The organism is Variovorax sp. LjRoot290 (assembly GCF_964253985.1).
Lineage (GTDB): Bacteria > Pseudomonadota > Gammaproteobacteria > Burkholderiales > Burkholderiaceae_C > Variovorax.
Genome location: NZ_CAXURW020000001.1, coordinates 1,068,628 through 1,090,903, shown reverse-complemented (window position 1 = coordinate 1,090,903; position 22,276 = coordinate 1,068,628). Strand labels below are relative to the sequence as shown.

The 22,276-nt window shown below is 67.1% G+C and carries 20 protein-coding genes; 15 read left to right on the top strand and 5 right to left on the bottom strand.

The genetic code is table 11. The annotated features are described in order from the left end of the window. Positions 1-73 precede the first annotated feature (73 nt). The 3 genes from pcaF to ACSQ9A_RS05485 are packed head-to-tail and all read right to left on the bottom strand — an operon-like array spanning position 74 to position 2,653. Complete coding sequence (gene pcaF / locus ACSQ9A_RS05495; RefSeq protein WP_436302947.1) at positions 74-1,279, bottom strand: 3-oxoadipyl-CoA thiolase; 1,206 nt, start codon at positions 1,277-1,279, stop codon at positions 74-76. A 25-nt stretch (positions 1,280-1,304) separates the two neighbouring features. Next, positions 1,305-1,949 (bottom strand): 3-oxoacid CoA-transferase subunit B, encoded by a 645-nt coding sequence (locus ACSQ9A_RS05490; RefSeq protein WP_093111553.1) that lies wholly within the window; start codon positions 1,947-1,949, stop codon positions 1,305-1,307. Between the two features lie 2 nt (positions 1,950-1,951). Next, positions 1,952-2,653 carry a 3-oxoacid CoA-transferase subunit A gene (locus ACSQ9A_RS05485; protein ID WP_436302946.1) on the bottom strand — a complete coding sequence of 234 codons (702 nt, stop codon included), beginning with the start codon at positions 2,651-2,653 and terminating at the stop codon, positions 1,952-1,954. A gap of 105 nt (positions 2,654-2,758) precedes the next feature. On the opposite strand from ACSQ9A_RS05485, the gene ACSQ9A_RS05480 reads away from it, so the two are divergent. Together ACSQ9A_RS05480 and ACSQ9A_RS05475 are read left to right on the top strand one after the other, a co-directional pair. Further along, positions 2,759-3,544, top strand: coding sequence for an IclR family transcriptional regulator domain-containing protein (locus ACSQ9A_RS05480; RefSeq protein ID WP_436302945.1), 786 nt, complete (start codon positions 2,759-2,761; stop codon positions 3,542-3,544). Between the two features lie 174 nt (positions 3,545-3,718). Then, positions 3,719-4,768: a glycosyltransferase family 2 protein gene (locus tag ACSQ9A_RS05475; protein WP_436302944.1), complete on the top strand. Its 1,050-nt coding sequence runs from the start codon at positions 3,719-3,721 to the stop codon at positions 4,766-4,768. Here ACSQ9A_RS05475 and ACSQ9A_RS05470 read toward each other — a convergent pair whose 3' ends face one another. Next, positions 4,769-5,578 (bottom strand): class I SAM-dependent methyltransferase, encoded by an 810-nt coding sequence (locus ACSQ9A_RS05470; protein WP_436302943.1) that lies wholly within the window; start codon positions 5,576-5,578, stop codon positions 4,769-4,771. It abuts the gene before it with no gap. A 124-nt stretch (positions 5,579-5,702) separates the two neighbouring features. On the opposite strand from ACSQ9A_RS05470, the gene ACSQ9A_RS05465 reads away from it, so the two are divergent. Beyond that, entirely contained in the window at positions 5,703-6,407 is a 705-nt protein-coding gene (locus ACSQ9A_RS05465; RefSeq protein ID WP_436302942.1) for an RNA polymerase sigma factor, read from the top strand. Between the two features lie 101 nt (positions 6,408-6,508). Then, positions 6,509-7,726 carry a c-type cytochrome gene (locus tag ACSQ9A_RS05460; RefSeq protein WP_436302941.1) on the top strand — a complete coding sequence of 406 codons (1,218 nt, stop codon included), beginning with the start codon at positions 6,509-6,511 and terminating at the stop codon, positions 7,724-7,726. Between the two features lie 22 nt (positions 7,727-7,748). Here the strand turns inward: ACSQ9A_RS05460 and ACSQ9A_RS05455 are convergent, their stop codons facing one another. Beyond that, the gene (locus tag ACSQ9A_RS05455) at positions 7,749-8,765 is read right to left on the bottom strand and encodes a LacI family DNA-binding transcriptional regulator (protein WP_436302940.1); all 1,017 of its coding nucleotides are present in this window, start codon (positions 8,763-8,765) and stop codon (positions 7,749-7,751) included. 297 nt (positions 8,766-9,062) lie between these two features. On the opposite strand from ACSQ9A_RS05455, the gene ACSQ9A_RS05450 reads away from it, so the two are divergent. From ACSQ9A_RS05450 to gsiC, 11 genes are all read left to right on the top strand, one after another. Further along, positions 9,063-10,373 (top strand): MFS transporter, encoded by a 1,311-nt coding sequence (locus ACSQ9A_RS05450; protein WP_436293719.1) that lies wholly within the window; start codon positions 9,063-9,065, stop codon positions 10,371-10,373. A 10-nt stretch (positions 10,374-10,383) separates the two neighbouring features. Continuing rightward, positions 10,384-11,274 carry an L-threonate dehydrogenase gene (gene ltnD, locus ACSQ9A_RS05445; RefSeq protein ID WP_436302939.1) on the top strand — a complete coding sequence of 297 codons (891 nt, stop codon included), beginning with the start codon at positions 10,384-10,386 and terminating at the stop codon, positions 11,272-11,274. Continuing rightward, entirely contained in the window at positions 11,271-12,584 is a 1,314-nt protein-coding gene (gene otnK, locus ACSQ9A_RS05440; protein WP_436302938.1) for a 3-oxo-tetronate kinase, read from the top strand. The genes ltnD and otnK overlap by 4 nt, the downstream gene beginning before the upstream one ends. After that, positions 12,581-13,228 (top strand): class II aldolase/adducin family protein, encoded by a 648-nt coding sequence (locus ACSQ9A_RS05435; RefSeq protein WP_436302937.1) that lies wholly within the window; start codon positions 12,581-12,583, stop codon positions 13,226-13,228. Before otnK ends, ACSQ9A_RS05435 begins: the two co-directional genes overlap by 4 nt. A 20-nt stretch (positions 13,229-13,248) precedes the next feature. Beyond that, positions 13,249-14,031, top strand: coding sequence for a 2-oxo-tetronate isomerase (gene otnI, locus ACSQ9A_RS05430; RefSeq protein ID WP_436302936.1), 783 nt, complete (start codon positions 13,249-13,251; stop codon positions 14,029-14,031). 47 nt (positions 14,032-14,078) lie between these two features. Next, positions 14,079-15,494: a pyruvate kinase gene (pyk, locus tag ACSQ9A_RS05425; protein ID WP_436302935.1), complete on the top strand. Its 1,416-nt coding sequence runs from the start codon at positions 14,079-14,081 to the stop codon at positions 15,492-15,494. Positions 15,495-15,918: 424 nt separating this feature from the next. Continuing rightward, a complete protein-coding gene (locus ACSQ9A_RS05420; RefSeq protein ID WP_436293723.1) occupies positions 15,919-16,875 on the top strand; it encodes a MurR/RpiR family transcriptional regulator in 957 nt (318 codons plus the stop codon). After that, positions 16,872-17,840 (top strand): isoaspartyl peptidase/L-asparaginase family protein, encoded by a 969-nt coding sequence (locus tag ACSQ9A_RS05415; RefSeq protein ID WP_436302934.1) that lies wholly within the window; start codon positions 16,872-16,874, stop codon positions 17,838-17,840. The genes ACSQ9A_RS05420 and ACSQ9A_RS05415 overlap by 4 nt, the downstream gene beginning before the upstream one ends. Positions 17,841-17,851: 11 nt before the next feature. Next, the gene (locus ACSQ9A_RS05410; RefSeq protein WP_436302933.1) at positions 17,852-19,747 is read left to right on the top strand and encodes a dipeptide ABC transporter ATP-binding protein; all 1,896 of its coding nucleotides are present in this window, start codon (positions 17,852-17,854) and stop codon (positions 19,745-19,747) included. A gap of 37 nt (positions 19,748-19,784) precedes the next feature. Continuing rightward, positions 19,785-21,332: a glutathione ABC transporter substrate-binding protein GsiB gene (gene gsiB / locus ACSQ9A_RS05405; protein WP_093111584.1), complete on the top strand. Its 1,548-nt coding sequence runs from the start codon at positions 19,785-19,787 to the stop codon at positions 21,330-21,332. A gap of 19 nt (positions 21,333-21,351) precedes the next feature. Beyond that, positions 21,352-22,272: a glutathione ABC transporter permease GsiC gene (gsiC, locus tag ACSQ9A_RS05400; RefSeq protein ID WP_436302932.1), complete on the top strand. Its 921-nt coding sequence runs from the start codon at positions 21,352-21,354 to the stop codon at positions 22,270-22,272. The last annotated feature ends 4 nt before the right edge of the window (positions 22,273-22,276 follow it).

The following is a 22,276-nucleotide window of genomic DNA, read 5'->3' as shown; positions in this document are numbered from 1 at the left end:
GCGGGACCAGCGCGCGCACCGGTCGCCCGCTGCCGCAGTAGGCCCGGCAGCTGGTCGCTTCGGGCGAGTCCGATCAGACGCGTTCGAGGATCACGGCGATGCCCTGCCCCACGCCGATGCACATGGTGCACAGCGCATAGCGGCCGCCCTGCTTGTGGAGCTGATTCACCGCGGTGGTCGCGAGGCGCGCGCCGCTGGCGCCCAGCGGATGGCCGAGCGCGATCGCGCCGCCGTTGATGTTGACGCGCGCGTCGTCGTCCTTCAGGCCCAAGAGGCGCAGCACCGCCAAGCCTTGCGCGGCGAAGGCTTCGTTGAGTTCGATCACGTCGATCTGGTCGAGCGTGAGGCCGGTGAGCTTCAGCACCTTCTCGGTGGCGGGCGCCGGGCCGATGCCCATCACGCGCGGCGGCACGCCGGCCGTGGCCATGCCGACCACGCGGGCGCGCGGCGTGAGGCCGTACTTGGCCGCATGCGCCTCGTCGGCCAGGAGCAAGGCCGCGGCGCCGTCGTTCACGCCGCTGGCATTGCCGGCGGTCACGGTGCCGTCCGGCCGCACCACGCCCTTCAGCTTGGCCAGCGCCTCGAGGCTGGTGTCGCGCGGATGCTCGTCCTTGCCGACCACGATCGCGTCGCCCTTCTTCTGCGGCACGCTGACCGGCACGATCTCGGCATCGAAGAAGCCCGACTTCTGCGCCGCCACGGCGCGCTGCTGCGAGGCCAGCGCCATGCGGTCCTGCGCCTCGCGCTCGATCTTGTAGTCGGTCGCCACGTTCTCGGCCGTCTCCGGCATCGAGTCGATGCCGTACTGCGCCTTCATGAGCTTGTTGACGAAGCGCCAGCCGATGGTGGTGTCGTAGACCGCGTTGGCGCGGCTGAAGGCGCTTTCGGCCTTCGGCATCACGAAGGGCGCGCGGCTCATGCTCTCGACGCCGCCCGCGATCATCAGGCCGGTCTCGCCGGCCTTGATGGCGCGCGCCGCGGTGCCGACCGCATCCAGGCCCGAGCCGCACAGGCGGTTGATGGTGCCGCCGCCGACTTGCTGCGGCAGGCCCGCGAGCAGCGCCGACATGCGCGCGACGTTGCGGTTGTCTTCGCCGGCCTGGTTGGCGCAGCCGTAGAGCACGTCGCTGACGGCCTGCCAGTCGACGTCCTTGTTGCGTTCCATTAGCGCCCTGAGCGGCACCGCACCGAGGTCGTCGGCGCGCACGCTCGACAAGGCGCCGCCGTAGCGGCCGAAGGGGGTGCGAACGGCGTCGCAGATGAAGGCTTGATTCGTCATGGTGTGTCTCTCGTCGAAGTTGTCGTCAGATGGTGATCGGCAGGCCGACCAGCTTTTCGAGCTCGGCATGCTCGAGGCCTTCGACCTTGTCGATCAGCTTCAAGCCCGAGGGCGTGCATTCGAGGGTGGCAAGGTCGGAATACACGCGCTTCACGCAGCCGATGCCGGTCAGCGGATAGGTGCATTGGGCGACGACCTTGCTCTCGCCCTTCTTGGTCAGCAAATCCATCATCACCCAGGTCTGCTTGGCGCCGATGGCCAGGTCCATCGCGCCGCCGACCGCGGGGATGGCGCCTTCCTCGCCGGTGCTCCAGTTCGCGAGGTCGCCGGTGGCCGAGACTTGGAAGGCGCCCAGCACGCAGATGTCGAGGTGGCCGCCGCGCATCATCGCGAAACTGTCGGCATGGTGGAAATACGCGCCGCCGGACAGCAGCGTGACCGGCTGCTTGCCGGCGTTGATCAGGTCATAGTCCTCCTGGCCTTCGGCCGGCGCCGGGCCCATGCCGAGGATGCCGTTCTCGCTGTGCAGGATGACCTCGCGGCCGGCCGGCAGGTGGTTAGCGACCAGGGTCGGCTGGCCGATGCCGAGGTTGACGACGGCGCCGTCGAAGATGTCCTGCGCGACGCGGGCGGCGAGCTGGTCCTTGGTGCGGCGTTGGTAGTTGCTCATGGTCAGGCTGCCTTCTTGAAGCCGCCGGCTTGCGTGGCGACGCGCTCGATCTTGACGATCTGGTGGACGAATATGCCCGGCGTGACGATGGCCTCGGGGTCCATCTCGCCGAGTTCGACGATCTCGTGCACGGTGGCGATGGTGCGGTCGGACGCCATGGCCATCACCGGCCCGAAGTTGCGCGCGGCCTTGCGGTAAGTGAGGTTGCCCCAGCGGTCGCCCTGCTCGGCCTTGATCAGCGCGACATCGCCGCGGATCGGGTACTCCAGCACGTATTGCTTGCCGTCGATCTCGCGGGTCTCTCGATCGCCGGACAGCTGGGTGCCGAAGCCGGTCGGGCAGAAGAAGGCGCCGATGCCGGCACCGGCCGCACGGATGCGCTCGGCCAGGTTGCCCTGCGGCACCAGTTCCAGTTCGAGCTTGCCGGAGCGGTAGAGCTCGTCGAAGACGTAACTGTCGGCCTGCCGCGGAAAGCTGCAGATGATCTTGCGCACGCGCCCGGCCTTCAGCAGCGCGGCCAGGCCGGTATCGCCGTTGCCGGCGTTGTTGTTGACGACGGTGAGGTCCGTGGCGCCCTGCTCGATCAGGCCGTCGATGAGCTCGCCGGGAATGCCGGCGGTGCCGAAGCCGCCGATGAGCACCGTGGCGCCGTCGGGGATGCCGGCCATGGCATCGGCGACCGAGCGCGCGATCTTGTTGATCATGGAATCTGTCTCCGGGGGTGGGAAAAAGCGAAACACCCAGGTTGCGATTTTGTTCGCATACCGAACAAGTGTTCGTATAATGAATTTTAAAGAAGATCCACCGCCATGGCAACCCACAAGCAGCAGCCCACCGCACCCACACCGGGCGACAGCTACGTGCAGTCCTTCGCGCGCGGATTGCAGGTGATCCGCTCCTTCAGCGCGAGCGCACCGCGCCAGACCTTGAGCGAGGTGGCGGCCGCGGCCGGCCTCACGCGCGCCGGTGCGCGCCGCATCCTGCTCACGCTGCAGACGCTGGGCTACGTCGATTCCGACGGCAAGCTCTTCGCGCTGACGCCGCGCATCCTCGACCTGGGCTTCGCCTACCTCTCGTCGATGCCGATCTGGAACCGTGCCGAGCCGGTGATGGAGGCGCTGGTGCAGCAGGTACAGGAGTCGTGCTCGGCGGCCGTGCTCGACGCCACCGACATCGTCTACGTGATGCGCGTGCCGACGCACAAGATCATGCGAATCAGCCTCGGCGTGGGCTCGCGCCTGCCCGCGTACTGCACCTCGATGGGCCGCCTGCTGCTCGCGGACCTGGACGATGAAGAGGTGCGCGCGCGGCTCGAAGCCTCGACGCTCGAAGCCTTGACGCGCCACACCCTGACCGACATCGACGCCCTCTTTGCCAAGGTCGTGCAGGCGCGGCGCCAGCGCTGGTGCCTGGTCAACCAGGAACTGGAAGAAGGCCTGATCTCGATCGCCGCGCCGATCGTCGACCGCGCCGGCCGCATGGTGGCCGCGCTCAACATCAGCGGCCAGGCCAACCGCACCAGCGCGAAGGTGATGCAGGAGACCATGCTGCCCGCGCTGCTGGCCGCGGCGGCGGAGGTTTCGCGGCTGCTTTGAGGCCGGCGGCTCGATGCATGAAAAGCTATGGCGCGCATCTTGCCTCACTGGCAAAATTCGGCGCACGCCTACAGCAGGAGGGGTGCGCCTCGTCGCCATCCCGACACATGTCCATGGAAAGCTGGCAAGACCATGTCCGCAGCACCGGTCCAAATTGCGCTCGAGCCGCTGGCGATGCCCGAGCTGCCGCCCGTGCCGAAGGTGAGCATTGCCATCATCTGCTTCAACTACGGCCGCTTCCTGGCCGAGTGCCTGGAGAGCTGTCTCGCCCAGACCATCCCCGCTGACGAAATCGTGGTGGTGAACGACGGCTCGACCGACGACACCGCGGAGGTGCTGAACGGCTATGCGGCGCGCCTGCCCCAGATCCGGGCGATCCATCAGCCAAACGGTGGAATTTGCTCGGCAACGAATGCCGCGCTCGCCGCATGCTCCGGGGACGTGGTGCTCCTGCTCGATGCCGACGACGCCATCGTGCCGGAGCGCATCGAAAAGGTGCTCGCCGCCTTGCGCGGGCGCGTGAACGGACATCGCCCCGGCTGGGTCCACCACAGCATGATGCGCTTCTCCGAGGTGCAGCCCCGTCTGGGCCTCGCGCCCTACTATCCCGGCGGCAAAGGGCCCGAGGGCTGGCTCGCTTCCGAGGCATTGAAGGCCGCCTCGACCCCGGTGCTCGCGTTGACCTCGGCGCTGGCCTTCAGGCGCGAGGTCCTGGCCGCCATCGGCCCGCTGGACTCCAATCGGCTGATGTACCAGGACCTGCAGCTTTGCACTGCCGCCACGCTGCTCAGCCCGACCGCCTGGATTCCCGAACCGCTGACACGCTATCGCATCCACCTCACGTCCATTTCGTCGGGGTCGATGGTCTCGCTGGAGCAGATCAGGAAGACGCTGCAACGTGCCCGCCGTTTCGATGCCTGGCTGCGCAGCCAGCTCGAGAAGATCAGGCCCGGCTCGGCTTCTTTGTGGCGGCCGCTGGACGACCAAGGGGGCTATCTCTGGCTCACCTTCCTCGAACGCTGGCTGTCCGGGGCCGGCAAGGACCTCGGGCTGCTGTGGAAGGTGCTGCGCCACCCGGACACCCGCCGGGGGCCACGCCAGTACCGCATCTATTACTACGGCAGCGTGCTGCTTCCCAAGGACCTGTTCGTCTCGTATTCGCGGCTGATCTTCGGCAGCAGCCCCGCCAAACTGATGTTGAGAAAATTCCTGCGCCGCGCTTGATTAGGGCCTGCGAACAGCGGCGAACCCGCGCACGGCCCAGGCGCGCGCGCTCAGCGCGATCGCGCCATCGGGCCGGCGCGGCAATGCGGCGCGAATGCGTTCGCGCAGCCTCGACCGATCCGCCTCGTTCAAGGACATCGCATAACCGGGCGCAGGTCCTTGTCCGCCCAGAAAAGGCGTCCAGTAGTCGTCGAAGTCGCGAAACGGCGTCGCGACGTCGAGGGGACGCACTTCGACGGCACGCAATCCCGCCTGGACGAACAGCGCCTCGAGCGGCGCCGGCTGGCAGAGCGGAAATCGCCGCCCTTCGTCGAGTTCAGCGGCCGCCGGATTCAGCTCGACGGCGGCGTCCCAGAAGTGGCACATGAGTTCCATCCGGCCGGCGTAGTCCCACACGTACGCGGCCACCGTCCCTCCGGGCTTGACCGCACGTGCCATCCCGGCGACCGCGCGCCCGGGCTCCGGAACGAAGTTAAGCACCAGCGCGGCGACGGCCGCATCGAAACGCCCCGCCTCGACCGGCAGCTTCTGCGCATCGCCGACCTCGAAGGACGCGCGCGGATCCGGAATATGGCTGCGCGCATGGTCGACGAAGCCTTCAGAGGCATCGGTGCCGAGCACCGAGGCCGGCTGCGCGTGGTCCAGGATGGTCTGCGTGAGGGCCCCGGTGCCGCAGCCGACGTCCAGCCATGCCGACTGCGGCGGCACCCGAAGCCAGGCCAGCAGTTCGGCCGCGACCTTTCGGCTCCAGCGCCCCACGTAGGGCTCGTAGAGATCGCCGGCTGCCCACGTGTCCTTTCTATCCGCCATAGGTGTGCTCCTCCAGGAGATGTCCCAAGAAAGGGATTGTCCGCCTCGCTGGACCTGTTCCGGCAAAGGCGGCATGCGGGAACAGCACGATCCCCTGCCCCATCCAATGGGCACAGGGTCCGACATGCCACCACTTCCATTCAGCACCGCTGCACCGACCTCCGCCTCCGATGCCGAACTGGCCGCTCGCGCTGCGCGTGGCGACATCGATGCCTTCCAGCAGATCATGCGCAGGCACAACCGCCTGCTGTTTCGCACCGGCCGCAGCATCCTGAAGAACGACGAAGAGACGCAGGATGCGCTGCAGGAGGCCTATTTGCGTGCCTGGCGTTCACTCTCCGGCTTCCGTGCCGAGGCGCGCCTGTCCACCTGGCTGGTGCGCATCGTGGTGAACGAGGCGCTCGGGAGGCTGCGCCGCGGCGCCGGTGCCCAGGTGGTCCCGCTCGACGCCGCCACGGATCTGTGCGAAGCGCAAGGAGAAACGTGGATGCACGCGGACGCCGACGAACAGCCTGAGCGCGTGGCCATGCGCGGGGAGATGCGCCACCTGATCGAGTCCGGCATCGATGGCTTGCCCGAAGCGTTTCGCACCGTGTTCGTGCTGCGTGCCGTGGAAGACATGAGCATCGAGGAAGTGGCGGCTGCGCTGGCGATTCCGGAAGCGACTGTGCGCAGCCGCTTCTTTCGCGCCCGCGGGCTGCTGCGCGAGTCGCTGTCGCGCGAAGTCGATGTCGCGCTGAGCGATGCGTTCGCTTTCGATGGCATTCGCTGCGACGCCATCATCGCGCGCGTCATGGCTGGCATCGGCCAAGCCGGCGTTGCGCGCTGAATCCCCCACACGGGTGCTGCGAAAAGGAGCTCCACATGACCACGTCACGTCGTGAATGGCTGGAAGCGAGCGGCGTTGGAACCCAGGTCGGCGCACGAACCGTGCTGATCGCGACCACGACTGCGGTCGCAGCCGCGCTGACTGTCGCGTGCGGCGGTGGCGGGGGTGGAGGCGGCGTCGGTACGGGTGGCGCCGGAGGTCCGGCAGCCGAGCAAGCCGCTCTCGTCGCACAGGGCAAGCAGATCTTCCGCTTCGACACTTTCGGCGACGAAGCCCATTGGACCGGCACGCTGCGGATGCATGAGGTCATCAGTACCGCAGTCAGCCCCGTGACCGCGCTGGCGGTCGGGCTGAAGGTCGACGCCGAGGCGCTGCCGCCGGCCGTGGCGAAGGGCATCCAGGATGGAAGTGTCGATCTCAAGAGTCCCGCCACGACCGTCGCCTTGCTGAAGCTGGACGCTGTGGTCGGCCTCAAGGGCACTGTGGAGACGGTCGGCGGCAAGGATGCGCTGACCCGCGTCGGCGTCACCTGCGCCCTCTGCCACTCGACCGTCGACAATTCTTTCGCGCCGGGCATCGGCAAGCGGCTCGATGGCTGGCCCAATGGGGACCTGAATCCCGGCGCCATCATCGCGCTTTCCCCGGCGGTGGACGCGGCCAAGAAAGCCGTCTATCTCTCCTGGGGCAAAGGCAAGTACGACCCGCGGTTCAACATCGATGGCCTCAACAAGCCGGTGGTCATCCCGCCGGCCTATGGGCTGGAGGGCATTCACAGCGTGACTTTCACCGGCGACGGCGCCGAAATCGCCTACTGGAACCGGTATGTGGCCGTGACCCAGATGGGCGGCCAGGGAAGTTTCTCCGAGCCGCGCCTGAACCTGAACATCACCAACGGCACCGCAGACCTGGTGACGAACAAGTTGCCCGCGTTGCAGGCGTATCAGTTGTCGTTGAAGGCCCCCGCTGCGCCGGCGGGCAGTTTCGACGCCGCTGCAGCCGCGCGGGGCAAGGTGGTCTTCGACGGCGCAGGAAAGTGTGTGAACTGCCACAGCGGCGCCCTCTTCACGGATGCCAACTCGACGCTGCATCCCCCCAGCGACTCGATGGCGGAACCGGAAACGCCGAGCTACGCTTCCCGTTCGGCGACCAGGATGTACCGCACCTCGCCTCTGCGAGGCGTCTGGCAGCATGCGCCCTACTTCCATGACGGGTCCGCCGCCACGCTCGAGGAGGTCGCAGCCACCTACAACACCAGGCGATCGCTGGGCCTCACCCCGCAGGAGATTGCAGATCTCGCCCAGTACCTGAAGTCGCAGTGAGGCGCAGCGGGAGGTGATGTCTCTACGCTGTCTGCCCGGCAATGAACTCGAGGCCAATATCCTCCCGCAGCGGGGGCGTTTGGCCGGCAAGCCTGGCGAGGATGTGGTCGGCGGCGAGCTGACCGATGCGGTAGCGCGGCGATTTGATCGTCGTCAAGCGTAGCGGCACCGCTTCACCGATTTCCAGTCCGTTGAATCCCGCCAGGGCCAGTTGGTCGGGCACCGATATACCGGCAGCCATGCAATGCATGAGGCCGCCCACGGCCATGTCGTCGTTGGAAAAATAGACGGCATCGAGATCCGGGTGCCGGGCAAGCAGTTGCGCCAGACCGGAGCGGCCCAGCAGCAAGGACGACGGCTGGTCGGCGGTGAACCGACCCTGCAACGCGATGCCGCGCTCGGACAGGGCCTGCACGAAGCCTTCCAGGCGCTTGCCAGCACGAAGGTCGCGCTCAAGATTGCCGCCAACGTACCCGATGCGGCGTCGGCCGCTGTCGGTCAGAAACTTGCCGATGTCCCGCCCTGCCGCGACGTTCGAGAATCCCACCGCCATGTCGATCGGCTCGCCATCGATGTCCATCACCTCGACCACGGGACTGCGGACCTCGCGCAACATCTGACGGGCGCGCGGCGTGTGTTCGAGCCCGGCGAGGATCCAGCCCGACGGCCGCCATGACTGCATTGCGGCGATGAGCTGCTCTTCCTTCGCGAGGTCGTAGTCCGACACGCCGATCACGGCCTGGTAGCCGGCCGCCTCGAAGCGCTCGTTCGCTCCGCGCAGGACCTCCGGAAACACGATGTTGCCCAGCGACGGAATGATCACCACCATCAATCGCGTCCTTGCGGTGGCGAGGGCGCCAGCGAGGCGATTCGGCACGTAGCCGAGTGCCGCCACCGCCGCCTGCACCTTGGCGCGGGTCTCCTCGGAGACGTTCACATGGTCGTGCAGCACCCGTGACACGGTCATGCCGCTCACCCCGGCCAGGCGCGCGACCTCGGACAACGTCACGTCGCCAGAAGATTCCTGTCGTTCATCCATCGGGTATTGAATCCCCTCTCATTTGCTCAGGCCCGGACCCGGCGGCGTCAACGTTCGCCGCGAAGCCCGCCGAGTAGCCAAGCATAGCGGCCACTCTCGATGCCTGGGACTGCAGGCCGCATCGCCGTGGGTCCCGCAATGGGCAGGGTAAATACTGAATTGTTTGCGCTAACAGTCGAGCAAAAATGCAATTGTTAGCGCGAACAACCGGAATGGCCCAGCCTCGAGGTTTCCCGCATTCGCTGCGCTGGACCGCTGCCCGTGGACACCGATTCACCACACCACCAGGAGACACCCGTGACCACCATCGCCACATCGCCCCATGAGGGGCCCGTCGTCGCCGAAGCCGATCGAACCTATGCGAAGGTGTTCTGGCGCATCGTTCCGTTGCTCATGCTGTGCTACGTGGTCGCCTATCTCGACCGCGTCAACGTCGGCTTCGCCAAACTGCAGATGTCGCAAGACCTGGGCTTCAGCGAGACCGTCTTCGGCCTCGGCGCGGGCGTCTTCTTCGTCGGCTACTTCCTCTTCGAAGTGCCCAGCAACATCCTGCTGCACCGCGTAGGCGCCCGCGTATGGATCGCCCGGATCATGATCACCTGGGGCCTGCTGTCGGCCGCGTTCATCTGGGTCCAGACGCCGACGACGTTCTACGTCATGCGCTTCCTGCTGGGGCTTGCCGAAGCAGGTTTCTACCCCGGGGTGATCCTGTACATGACGTACTGGTACCCGGCCCATCGCCGGGCCAAGATCATCGCCATGTTCATGTCGGCGATTCCGGTCGCGGGCATTTTCGGCAATCCGCTGTCGGGCTGGATCATGGACCTCTTCCAGGGCACCGGCGGAATGCAGGGCTGGCAATGGATGTTCATCATCGAGGCCCTGCCCGCGCTGGTGATGGGCCTGGTCGTGCTGATGTTCCTCGACAACAACATCCGCCAGGCGAAATGGCTCACCGAGCAGGAAAAGCAACTGCTCGAACGCGAAATCGTCGCCGACCAGAAGGGCACGCAAAGCAAGCATTCGATCGGCGCGATCTTCGGTGACCGGCGCGTCTGGCTGATGTGCTTGATCTACTTCTGCTTCGTGATGGGGCAGTACGGCCTGACATTCTGGATGCCGACCCTGATCAAGGCGACCGGCGTGACCGGCAACCTCAACATCGGCCTCTTCAGCGCCATTCCGTTCGGCTGCGCCATCGTGGCCATGAACCTCATCGGACGCAGCGCCGACGCGCATCGCGAGCGCCGCTGGCACCTGGTTGTTCCCGCGATCTTCGGTGCGGTCGGCTTCATCGTTGCGGCTTCGTTCGTCCACAACACCGTCGTCTCCGTTGCGGCCCTCTCCCTGGCCGCTGCCGGAGTGCTGACGTGCGCGCCGCTTTTCTGGTCGCTGCCGACTTCGTTCCTGTCGGGAGCCGCCGCCGCGGTCGGTATCGCGGCGATCAACTCGGTGGGCAACCTGGCCGGGTTCGTCAGTCCCTACCTGGTCGGCTACTTGAAGGATGCGACGCAAAGCACGCAAAGCGGGATGTACGTCCTGGCCGGCACGCTGGTGGTCGGCGCCATCGCGGTGCTGAGAACGCCTGCGCGCCTGGTCAATCGCTGAGGAGAGCCTCATGAGCAACATTGGAGTCATCGGCCTCGGCGCCATGGGTTCCGGAATGGCAAAGTCGCTGCGCCGCGCGGGCCACGCCGTGCACGTGTGTGATGCGCGCCCCGGCGCGGCAGAAGCCTTCGCGAAGGACGGCGGCGTCGCCTGCGCCTCACCCGCCGAGGTAGGCAAGTCCTGCCATGTGGTCATATCGGTGGTCGTCAATGCGCAGCAAACCGAGGAGATCCTCTTCGGCCCGAACGGCGCCGCTTCCGAGTTGGCCGGCGGCAGCGTGTTCGTGATGTGCTCCACCGTCGACCCCAATTGGTCGATCGCACTGGAATCGCGGCTTGAAGCGCTCGGCATCCTGTACCTGGATGCGCCGATCTCGGGCGGGGCGGCCAAGGCCGCTTCGGGCGACATGACGATGATGACGGCCGGCAAGCCCGCCGCGTTCGAGCGCTGCGAGGGACTGCTGGAAGCGATGGCGGCCAAGGTCTACAGGCTCGGCGACCGCGCCGGCAACGGCAGCAAGGTGAAGATCATCAACCAACTGCTCGCCGGCGTGCACATCGCAGCCGCCGCCGAAGCCATGGCGCTCGGCTTGCGCGAAGGGGTCGACGCCGCCTCGCTGTACGAGGTCATCACGAACAGTGCCGGCAACAGCTGGATGTTCGAGAACCGCATGGCCCACGTGCTGAAGGCCGACTACACACCCCTCTCGGCGGTGGACATCTTCGTCAAGGATCTCGGGCTGGTGCTCGACACCGCACGGGCCAGCAAGTTCCCCTTGCCGCTGGCGAGCACCGCCCACCAGATGTTCATGCAGGCCTCGACCGCCGGTTTCGCGAAGGAAGACGACTCGGCGGTCATCAAGATCTTCCCCGGCATCGAACTGCCGAAGGCTGGACGATGAGCGCCATGGTCGCGAAGCCTCTGCTCGGTTGCATCGCTGACGACTTCACGGGCGCGACCGACCTCGCCAACAACCTCGTGCGCAGCGGCATGCGCACCGTGCAGACCATCGGGATACCCGAGGACGAATCTGCCGCGATCGATGCCGATGCCATCGTGGTGGCGCTCAAATCGCGCACCATCGCGCCGGCCGACGCCGTGGCCCAGTCGCTCGATGCGCTGCGCTGGCTGCGCGCCCAGGGCGTGCAGCAGGTGTACTTCAAGTACTGCTCGACGTTCGACTCGACGCCCGAGGGCAACATCGGTCCCGTCACCGATGCGCTGCTCGACGCGCTGTCCGATCTGCCGGACGGCGAATTCACCATCGCCTGCCCGGCGTTTCCGGAGAACCAGCGCACGATCTTCAACGGCCACCTGTTCGTCGGCGAGCAGTTGCTCAGCGACAGCGGCATGCGCAACCATCCGCTGACGCCGATGACGGACGCCAATCTCGTGCGCGTGCTTCAGCTTCAGACGAAGCACAAGGTCGGGCTGGTGACCTATGACGTGGTCGCGCAGGGTGCGCGTGCCATTCGCGAGCGCTTTGCGGCGCTGAAGGCCGAAGGTGTCCGGATCGCCGTGGTCGACGCGGTCTCCAACCAGGACCTGATACAGATCGGCGCGGCGGTGCAAGACATGCCCCTGGTGACCGCCGGATCCGGCCTGGCGATCGGCCTGCCGCAGAACTGGCAGTTCAACGAACCCGGTGCGGCAGCCGCGAGGGCCGACAGGCTGCCGCCCGCTTCGGGCCTTCGGGCGATCGTGTCGGGGAGTTGCTCGCAGGCGACGAACGTGCAGGTCCTGCACTTCAAGCGCAGCGGGCGGGCAAGCTTTGCGGTCGACCCGCTGGCGATCGCTGCCGGCGACGACGTGGTGGGCGAGGCCTTGGCCTGGGCCGGCGAGCACGTACTCGATGGGCCGGTGCTGGTGTACGCCACCGCCGAGTCGGCTTCAGTCAAGGACGTCCAGGCGCAACTCGGCGTCGCACGTGCCGGCGAATTGGTCGAGGAGGCACTGTCAAGCATCGCGCTCGGACTGGTCGAGCGCGGCGTGCGGCAACTGATCGTGGCCGGCGGCGAGACCTCGGGTGCGGTGGTGCGCGAGCTCAATGTGCGTCAGATGGGCATCGGCCCCCAGATCGACCCGGGCGTGCCGTGGACGGCCGTGCACTCCCCGGCGTGTGCCGGCGAGACGCTGCATATGACACTGAAGTCCGGCAACTTCGGAACGACCGACTTCTTCACGAAGGCTTTCGATCAGCTGGCGGCATGACAAGCGACGTGCGAGAGGAAATCTGCCGGGTTGGCGCGTCGCTGTTCGACCGCCGCTATGTGCATGGCACGGCCGGCAACATCAGCGTGCGCACCGACAATGGCTTTCTGATCACGCCCACCGATGCATGCCTCGGGCAGCTCGAACCGGTGCACCTGGCCGAGGTGGACATCGACGGCGTTCAAACCGGCGGCGGCCCCGCATCCAAGACGCTCGCCCTGCACCGACGCATCTATGCGGCCGACCCGCACGCGCGCTGCGTGATCCACACGCATTCCACCCACCTGGTCGCGCTCTCGCTCGCTGGCGTGTGGAACGCGCACGACATCGTTCCTCCGATCACACCGTACTACGTGATGAAGGTCGGTCACGTTCCGCTGATCCCATACCACCGGCCCGGCGATCCCGCCGCAGGCGACGAAGTGGCACGCCGCATCGTGACGATGCGAGAAGCGGGCACGCCCATCCGCGCCGTGATGCTCGACCGGCTCGGTCCCAACGTATGGCACGGCTCGCCCGCGCAAGCCTGCGCTGTGCTCGAAGAGCTGGAGGAGACCGCGCGGCTTTGGCTGACGGCAAGGCCTCAGCCGCTCTCACCTGAACGTATCGACGAGTTGCGTACCCACTTCGGCGCGCGCTGGTAACACCCCACGAAGGAAGCTCTATGCCCCGCTTTGCCGCCAATCTGACCATGCTCTACCCTGAGCATGACTTTCTCGACCGCTTCGCCGCCTCGGCCGATGACGGCTTCAAGGCCGTCGAATACCTGTTTCCATTCGCCTACGACAGCGCCGTTCTCGCGCAGCGTCTGAGCGACCATGGCCTGCAACAAGTACTGTTCAACGCTCCACCCGGCGATTGGGATGCGGGCGAACGCGGCATTGCGTGTCTGCCCGGGCGCGAACAGGAATTCCGTCGCGGTGTCCTGACAGCGCTGGACTACGCCGAGGCATTGAAATGCCCGCGCGTGCATGCGATGGCAGGGCTTGCGGCGGCGGACGCGGATCGCACCACGCTGCGCCGCACCTACACCGCCAACCTGGCCTGGGCCGCAGAACAGGCGGCTGCTCGCGGCGTCGACATACTGATCGAGCCGATCAACACGCGCGACATTCCCGGATTCTTCCTCAATCGGCAGGATGAGGCGCACGCGGTCGTGGCCGAGGTCGGCGCACGGAATCTGAAAGTCCAGATGGACCTCTACCACTGCCAGATCGTCGAGGGCGATGTGTCGATGAAGCTGCGCAAGTATCTGCCTTCCGGCCATGTGGGCCACCTGCAGATCGCTGGAGTACCGCTTCGGAATGAACCCGACGTCGGTGAACTCAATCACGACTACCTATTCAACTTGATCGATGAATTGGGCTTTGATGGCTGGATAGGCTGCGAGTACCGCCCGAAAGGAGCGACATCCTCCGGCCTGGAGTGGTTCAGACGGCGGACGTGAGTCGAAGTTCGTCAGCACTGATTTCATTCTTTGATCCGGAACCTGTCATGAAGCGTTCACGCCACGCCAAGATCGTCGCCACCCTCGGGCCTGCAAGTGCCGACATTGTCACCATCCGAGCGCTGTTCGACGCCGGTGCCGATGTTTTTCGGCTCAACTTCAGTCACGGAACCCACGCGCAGCATGCCGAGCGCGTCAAGATGATCCGCGAGGTCGAGCACGACGCCGGGCGCCCTATCTCGATCCTGCTCGATTTGCAGGGACCAAAGCTGCGCATCGGGACGTTCGCAGACGGCCCGATCGAGCTGAAGACAGGAGGGGCTTTCCGCCTCGACCTCGATCCGACTCCAGGCAACGCCTCACGGGCACCCATGCCGCACCCAGAGATTTTTGCCGCCCTCAAGCCGGGCACGGACCTGCTGCTCGACGACGGGAAGATATGTCTGATCGTCGAAGCTTGCGGTCACGATTTCGCACAGACCCGTGTGGTCAACGGTGGACGCTTGTCGGAACGCAAAGGCGTCAACGTTCCATCGGTCCTGCTGCCGATCTCAGCCCTCACGGCCAAGGACCGTACCGACCTGACCTTCGGCCTGACGCTGGGAGTGGACTGGGTCGCGTTGTCGTTCGTCCAGCGACCGGAGGATCTCGAGGAAGTGCATGCGATCGTCAAAGGTCGAACCGGTGTCCTTTCGAAACTGGAAAAGCCCGCCGCCATCGAATGCCTCGACGCGATCATCGCCCTGACTGACGCGGTGATGGTCGCCCGCGGCGACATGGGCGTCGAACTGCCCGCCGAGCAGGTACCGCGGATCCAGAAGCGGATCGTGCGTGCCTGCCGCGACGCGGGCAAGCCGGTGATCGTCGCCACCCAGATGCTCGAATCGATGATCGCCGCACCGGTTCCCACCAGGGCCGAGGCCTCCGACGTTGCGACCGCGGTGTACGACGGCGCGGACGCCGTGATGCTCTCCGCGGAGTCCGCTTCCGGCGCCTATCCACGGGAGGCGGTTGCGATGATGGACCGGATCATTGCCGAGGTCGAATCCGATCCCTACTACCGCTCGGGCATGGATGCGTCGCGGAAAGAGCCACTTACGTCAGTGGCAGACGCCGTGTGCCTGTCGCTGCGCGTTACTGCAAGTTTGCTCCCGTTGTCCACCATCGTGACTTACACGCGATCCGGAGCGACAAGCCTGCGCGCAGCACGCGAGCGGCCCGTCGCGCCCGTGCTGAGCATCACACCTGACCTGGGCATCGCTCGGCGGCTCGCGTTGACCTGGGGGGTGCACTCGGTGCATTCCGATGCAGTCATCCAGGACGTGCCCGACATGATCGACAGCGCCTGTGGGCTGGCGCGCCGGGAAGGCTACGCCGTCTCGGGCGACTACGTCGCGATCGCAGCCGGCATGCCATTCGGCGTCGTCGGAACCACCAACTTCCTGCACATCGCGAAGGCTTGAAATCCATGGCCAGATTCAAGGACATCAAGGCCTCGACCGTCGAGTAGAAGCGCACGCGCTTGCCGTGCTGCGTGATGCCCGCCACGCATCACGTCAACTGGCACTGCGCTTGATCTCGCCGCCGCGGGGCGCGGAGCCATACGTACGAGAGTACGGAGAGTACGCGCGTGAGAACGCAGCAGCGCTACCGAAGCCCGCGCGGCGGGCCACCGCCTTGACGGTGTCGCCGGAGCACTCGCTGCTCACGCGCACGACTCGGATTGCCACGCCCGCCTCGAATGACAGGCGCGACAGGTCCCTTGGTGAAAACCCACTGGCCCACGACTTGCTAAACATCGGCCGATGATCGAAAATTTTCTTTTCTCGCACCACTTTGTAATTTTCTTTTCATATTTCGCACCTTGAAGGGGCGAGCCCGAACCGAATGCTTGCCTCTTCCGCGACTTCCGCAACCACCGTGGCGCAGCGCATCGCGCAGGCCCTGCCGCAGCTGACGCGCTCGCACCGGCAGGTGGCCGACTACGTGCTGGAGCGCCCCTTGCAGGTCGCGACGCTGCCGATCGACGAACTGGCGACGGCCGCCGGCGTGTCGGTGGCCACCGCCAACCGCTTCGCGCGCGCCCTGGGCTTCGACGGCTATGCGAACTTCCGCGCCGAACTGGTCCGCGGCTTCGAGCCCCTGCTGGCGCCGGTGGAACGGCTGCGCGGCAGCCTGGCGCAGCCCTCGACGGTGGCCGAGGTCTTTGCCGCCGCGCTGGAAGAGAGCCGGGGCAACATCGAGGCCACCCGCCAGGCGCTGGACCCGGCCTCCTGCGAGGCGGCGGTGGCGCGCATCCTCGACGCGCGCACCATCTACGTCGTCGGCTTCGGCGCCAGCGCCTGGCTGTCCGGGCTGCTGCAGCATGGCCTGGACACCTACTGCGCCGACGTGCGCCTGCTGCCCTCGGTGAGCGGCGTCACGCACGGCGCGCGCGCCCTGTCGCGCGGGGGGCCGCGCGACCTGCTGGTGGCGCTGAGCTTCCCGCGCTACCTGACCGACACCATGGCGCTGACTGGCATCGCCCGCGCCCAGGGCGTGGGCGTGCTGGCCCTGACCGACCGGCCCAGCTCGCCGCTGGCGCCGCTGGCCGACGTGGTGCTCTATGCGCAGACCGAGACCCGCTACCGCCCCAACTGCGAGACCAGCGTGCTGGCGCTGATCGAGGCGCTGACCAGCGCGGTGGCCTTGCGCGCGCCGGGCGCGTTCCAGGCCGCCGGCAAGATCGTCCACTCGGTCATGCCCTGGCTGCATGGCGCGCAGGACTTGCGGGCCGCCAACGCCGAAAAGAACCAACAGGCGCCGGCGCCGCGCGCGCCGAACAGAAAGAAGAAGGCACGATGAGAACCACACCGGTCATTGCCATCCACGGCGGCGCGGGCACCATCAGCGCGGCGGCGCTGGACGCGAGCGCGGCCGCGGCCTACCACGACGCGCTGCGCACCATCGTGCTCGCCGGCCAGGCGCTGCTGCTGCGCGGCGCCAGCGCGCTGGACGCGGTGTGCCTGGCGGTCGAGATGCTGGAGGACTGCCCGCTGTTCAACGCCGGCCACGGTGCGGTCTTCACCAGCGCCGAGACGCACGAGCTCGACGCGGCCGTGATGGACGGCGCCGAGCTGCGCGCCGGCGCCGTCGCCGGCGTCAGCCGCGTCCGCCACCCGGTGCACGCCGCGCGCGCGGTGATGGACGACGGCGCCCACGTGCTGCTGGCCGGTGCCGGCGCCGAGGCCTTCGCGCGCGGGCGCGGGCTGGAAATGGTCGAACCGGAGTACTTCTCCACCGAGGCGCGCCGCGAGCAGCTGCGGCGCGCGCGCGCCGAAGGCCGCGTCGCGCTCGACCACGACGGCGCGGCACGCGCAGCGGCGCTGTCCACCGCGCCACTGGACGAAACGAACAAGTTCGGCACCGTTGGCGCCGTCGCGCTCGACCGGCGCAGCCATCTGGCGGCTGCCACCTCCACCGGCGGCATGACCAACAAGCGCGTCGGCCGCGTCGGCGACTCGCCGCTGATCGGCGCCGGCACCTATGCCGACGACAAGCGCGCCGCCGTGTCCTGCACCGGCAGCGGCGAGATGTTCATCCGCACGGCCGCGGCCTACGACGTCTGCGCGCGCATGCGCTACGCCGGCCAGTCGCTGGCGCAGGCCGCGCACGCCGTGATCATGCAGGCCGTACCTGCCATCGGCGGCAGCGGCGGCCTGATCGCCATCGACCGCGCCGGCAACGTCTGCCTGCCCTTCAACACCGAGGGCATGTACCGGGGCCATGCGCGCGGCGCCGAGCCGCCGCACACTGCCATCCATCGATGAACGCTGCCACCATGTCCGCCGTCCTCTCCGCGCCAACCGCGACATCCGCCGCACTGGAGCTGCCCGGCCAGCGCGTGCTCGCCGTCGACGCGCTCACCGTGCGCTTCGCGAGTTCCGAGCGCACCGTGGACGCGGTGCGCGAGTTGTCCTTCCACGTCGACCGCGGCGAGACGCTGGCCATCGTCGGCGAGTCGGGCTCGGGCAAGTCCGTCACCTCGCTGTCGCTGATGCGTCTGGTGGAATACGGCGGCGGCCGCATTGCACAAGGCCGCATGGCCTTCCGGCGCCGCGACGGCCGGGTGCTCGACCTGGCGCGGGCCTCCGACGCGACGATGCGCGGCATCCGCGGCGCCGACATCGCGATGATCTTCCAGGAGCCGATGACCTCGCTGAACCCGGTGTTCACCGCCGGCGACCAGATCGCCGAGGCCATCGCCATCCACCAGGGCAAGGACCGCGCCGCAGCAGCCGCCGAGGCGCTGCGCATGCTGGAGCTGGTGCGCATTCCCGAAGCACGCAGCGTGCTCGCGCGCTACCCGCACCAGCTCTCGGGCGGCATGCGACAGCGCGTGATGATCGCGATGGCGCTGTCGTGCCGGCCCTCGCTCCTGATCGCCGACGAGCCGACCACCGCGCTCGACGTGACGATCCAGGCGCAGATCCTCCAGCTCATCCGCGAGCTGCAGACCGAGATGCAGATGGGCGTGGTGTTCATCACGCACGACATGGGCGTGGTCGCCGAGGTGGCCGATCGCGTGCTGGTGATGTACCAGGGCGACAAGGTCGAGGCCGGGCCCTCCGAGCAGTTGTTCGCGGCGCCGCAGCATGCCTACACGCGTGCGCTGCTCTCGGCCGTGCCGCACCTGGGCGCGATGCGCGGCACCGACCTGCCCCGGCGCTTCGAGCTGCTGCAGGTCGACGCCGTGGGCGCCCGCGTGAGCGTGAGCGATGCGAGCCCGCAGGACACCGTGCAGGGCGACCAGCCACCGATCCTGCGCGTGAAAGACCTGGTGACCCGCTTCGAGTTGAAAAGCGGCCTCTTCAGCCGCGTGACGCGCGTGGTGCATGCCGTGGAACAGATCAGCTTCGATCTGCGTGCCGGCGAGACCCTGGCGCTGGTCGGCGAATCGGGCTGCGGCAAGTCCACCACCGGCCGTTCGCTGCTGCGCCTGGTCGAGAGCCAGGGCGGAGCGATCGAGTTCGACGGCCGCAACGTCCTCACGCTGCCCACCGGCGAGCTGCAGGCGCTCAGGCGCAACATCCAGTTCATCTTCCAGGACCCCTTCGCCTCGCTCGACCCACGCCTGACGGTGGGCTTCTCGATCATGGAGCCGCTCCTGGTGCACAAGATCGCGAGCGGCGCCAAGGCGCAGCAGCGCGTGCGCTGGCTGCTCGAGAAGGTCGGCCTGCCGGCCGACTACGCGCAGCGCTACCCACACGAGTTCTCCGGCGGCCAGCGCCAGCGCATCGCCATTGCGCGCGCGCTCGCGCTCAACCCCAAGGTGGTGGTGGCCGACGAGTCAGTGTCGGCGCTGGACGTGTCGATCCAGGCGCAGATCGTCAACCTGATGCTGGACCTGCAGCGCGAGCTGGGCATCGCCTTTCTGTTCATCTCGCACGACATGGCCGTGGTCGAGCGCATCAGCCACCGCGTGGCCGTGATGTACCTGGGCCAGATCGTCGAGATCGGCCCCAGGCGCGCGATCTTCGAGAATCCGCAGCACGCCTACACGCGCAAGCTGATGGCGGCCGTGCCGGTCGCCGATCCGGCGCGCCGCAACCGCGACCGGCCGCTGCTGCAGGGCGAGATTCCCAGCCCCATGCACCCCGTGGGCTACGAGCCCGGCGTCAAGCCGCTCGTCGAGGTAGGCGCCGGCCATTTCGTCGCGCAGCACCCGATCAACTGATTTTCAACGTCACCGACTTCAAAGAAGGAGTTCCACCATGAACAAGCAACGCCTCTCCCGCATCGCCGCCGCGCTGACCATCGCCGGCCTGGCCGGCTTCGCGCTGTCGGCGCACGCCGCCAAGGACATCGTCGTCGCGGTGCAGTCCGGCTTCACGACCACCGACCCCTACGACGCCAACGACACGCTGTCGCAAGCCGTCGCGAAGTCCTTCTACCAGGGCCTCTACGGCTTCGACAAGGACATGAAGATGGGGCCGGTGCTGGCCACGGGCCACACCGTCAGCAAGGACGGCCTGGTCTACACCGTCAAGCTGCGCACGGGCGTGCAGTTCCACGACGGCACGCCCTTCAATGCCGAAGCCGTGAAGGCCACCTTCGACCGCGTGACCAACCCGGACAACAAGCTCAAGCGCTACAACCTCTACAAGAACATCGCCAAGACCGAGGCGGTCGACGCGACCACGGTGCGCTTCACGCTCAGCGAGCCCTTCTCGCCCTTCATCAACACGCTCGCGCACCCCTCGGGCGTGATCATCTCGCCGGCCGCGCTGGCCAAGTACGGCAACAAGGGCATCGCGCAGAACCCGGTCGGCACCGGCCCCTTCAAGTTCGTCGAATGGAAGGCCACCGACTACCTGAAGGTCGCCAAGTTCGACGGCTACTGGAAGAAGGGCTACCCGAAGGTCGACAGCATCACCTTCCGCCCGGTGGTCGACAACAACACGCGCGCCGCGATGATGCAGACCAACGAAGCGCACTTCGCTTTCCCGATGCCGCCCGAAGCGGCCGCGACGCTGAAGGAAAAGCCCAGCCTCGAGGTGAGCAGCTCGCCCTCGATCATCCATCGCTACATCTCGATGAACACGCAGCAGAAACCCTTCGACAACCCGAAGGTGCGCGAGGCCGTCAACTACGCGATCAACAAGGAAGCGCTGGTCAAGGTGGCGTTCTCGGGCTATGCGATTCCGGCCGAAGGCGTGCTGCCCAAGGGCATCGAGGGCGCGGCCAAGCTCGGCCCCTGGCCCTACAACCCGGCCAAGGCGCGCGAGCTGCTGAAGGAAGCCGGCTACCCGAACGGCTTCGAGAGCACGCTCTGGTCGGCCTACAACTACACGACGGCACAGAAGGTCATCCAGTTCGTACAGCAGCAGCTGGCGCAGGTCGGCATCAAGGTGCAGGTGCTGGCGCTCGAGGCCGGCCAGCGCGTCGAACGCGTCGAGAGCGCGCAGGACCCGGCCACCGCGCCGGTGCGCATGTACTACGTGGGCTGGTCCTCGTCGACCGGCGAGGCCGACTGGGCGATGCGTCCGCTGCTGGCTTCCGAGTCCTTCCCGCCCAAGCTCTTCAACACCGCCTACTACAAGAACCCCGAGGTCGATGCCGACATCAAGAAGGCGCTGGTGACCACCGACCCTGCCGCCAAGGCCAAGATCTACGCCGACGCGCAGCAGCGCATCTGGAAGGACGCGCCCTGGGCCTTCCTGGTGACCGAGCAGCTGCTGTCGGTGCGCGCGCGCAACCTGGCCGGCTTCTACGTGATCCCGGACGGCAGCTTCAACTTCGACGAAGTCGAGCTGAAGTGATCGCGGCGCGGAATCGCCCATGACCCAGTACGTCCTCAAGCGCCTGCTGGGTCTGCTGCCGACGCTGCTGATCGTCGCAGTGCTGGTGTTCCTGTTCGTGCACATGCTGCCCGGCGATCCGGCGCGGCTGGCGGCCGGGCCGGACGCCAGCCCCGAGACCGTGGCGCTGGTGCGCGCGGACCTCGGCCTCGACAAGCCGCTGCCGCAGCAGTTCCTGAACTTCTTCGGCAACATGCTGCAGGGCGACTTCGGCCATTCGCTGCGTTCCAAGCGGCCGGTGTCGACCGAGATCGCCGAGCGCTTCATGCCGACGCTGCTGCTAACGATCAGCAGCATGGCCTGGGCCGTGGTCTTCGGCATGGCCATCGGCATCACGTCGGCGGTGTTCCGCAACCAGTGGCCCGACCGGCTCGGCATGACGCTGGCGGTCTCAGGCATCTCGTTCCCGGCCTTCGCGCTCGGCATGCTCCTGATGCAGATCTTCTCGGTCCAGCTCGGCTGGCTGCCCACGGTGGGCGCCGAGTCGTGGCGGCACTACATCCTGCCCTCGCTGACGCTGGGCGCCGCCGTGGCCGCGGTGATGGCGCGCTTCACGCGGGCCTCCTTCATCGAGGTGATCCAGGAAGACTTCGTTCGCACCGCGCGCGCCAAGGGCGTGTCGGAGAAGTGGGTCATCCTGAAGCACTGCCTGCGCAACGCGCTGATCCCGGTGGTCACGATGATGGGGCTGCAGTTCGGCTTCCTGCTCGGCGGCTCGATCGTGGTCGAGGCGGTGTTCAACTGGCCCGGCCTCGGGCGCCTGCTGGTCGACGCGGTCGACATGCGCGACTACCCCATCATCCAGACGCTGGTGCTGCTCTTCTCGCTCGAATTCATCCTGATCAATCTCGTGGTCGACGTGCTCTATGGCTATATCAACCCCACCATCCGCTACAAGTGACGCG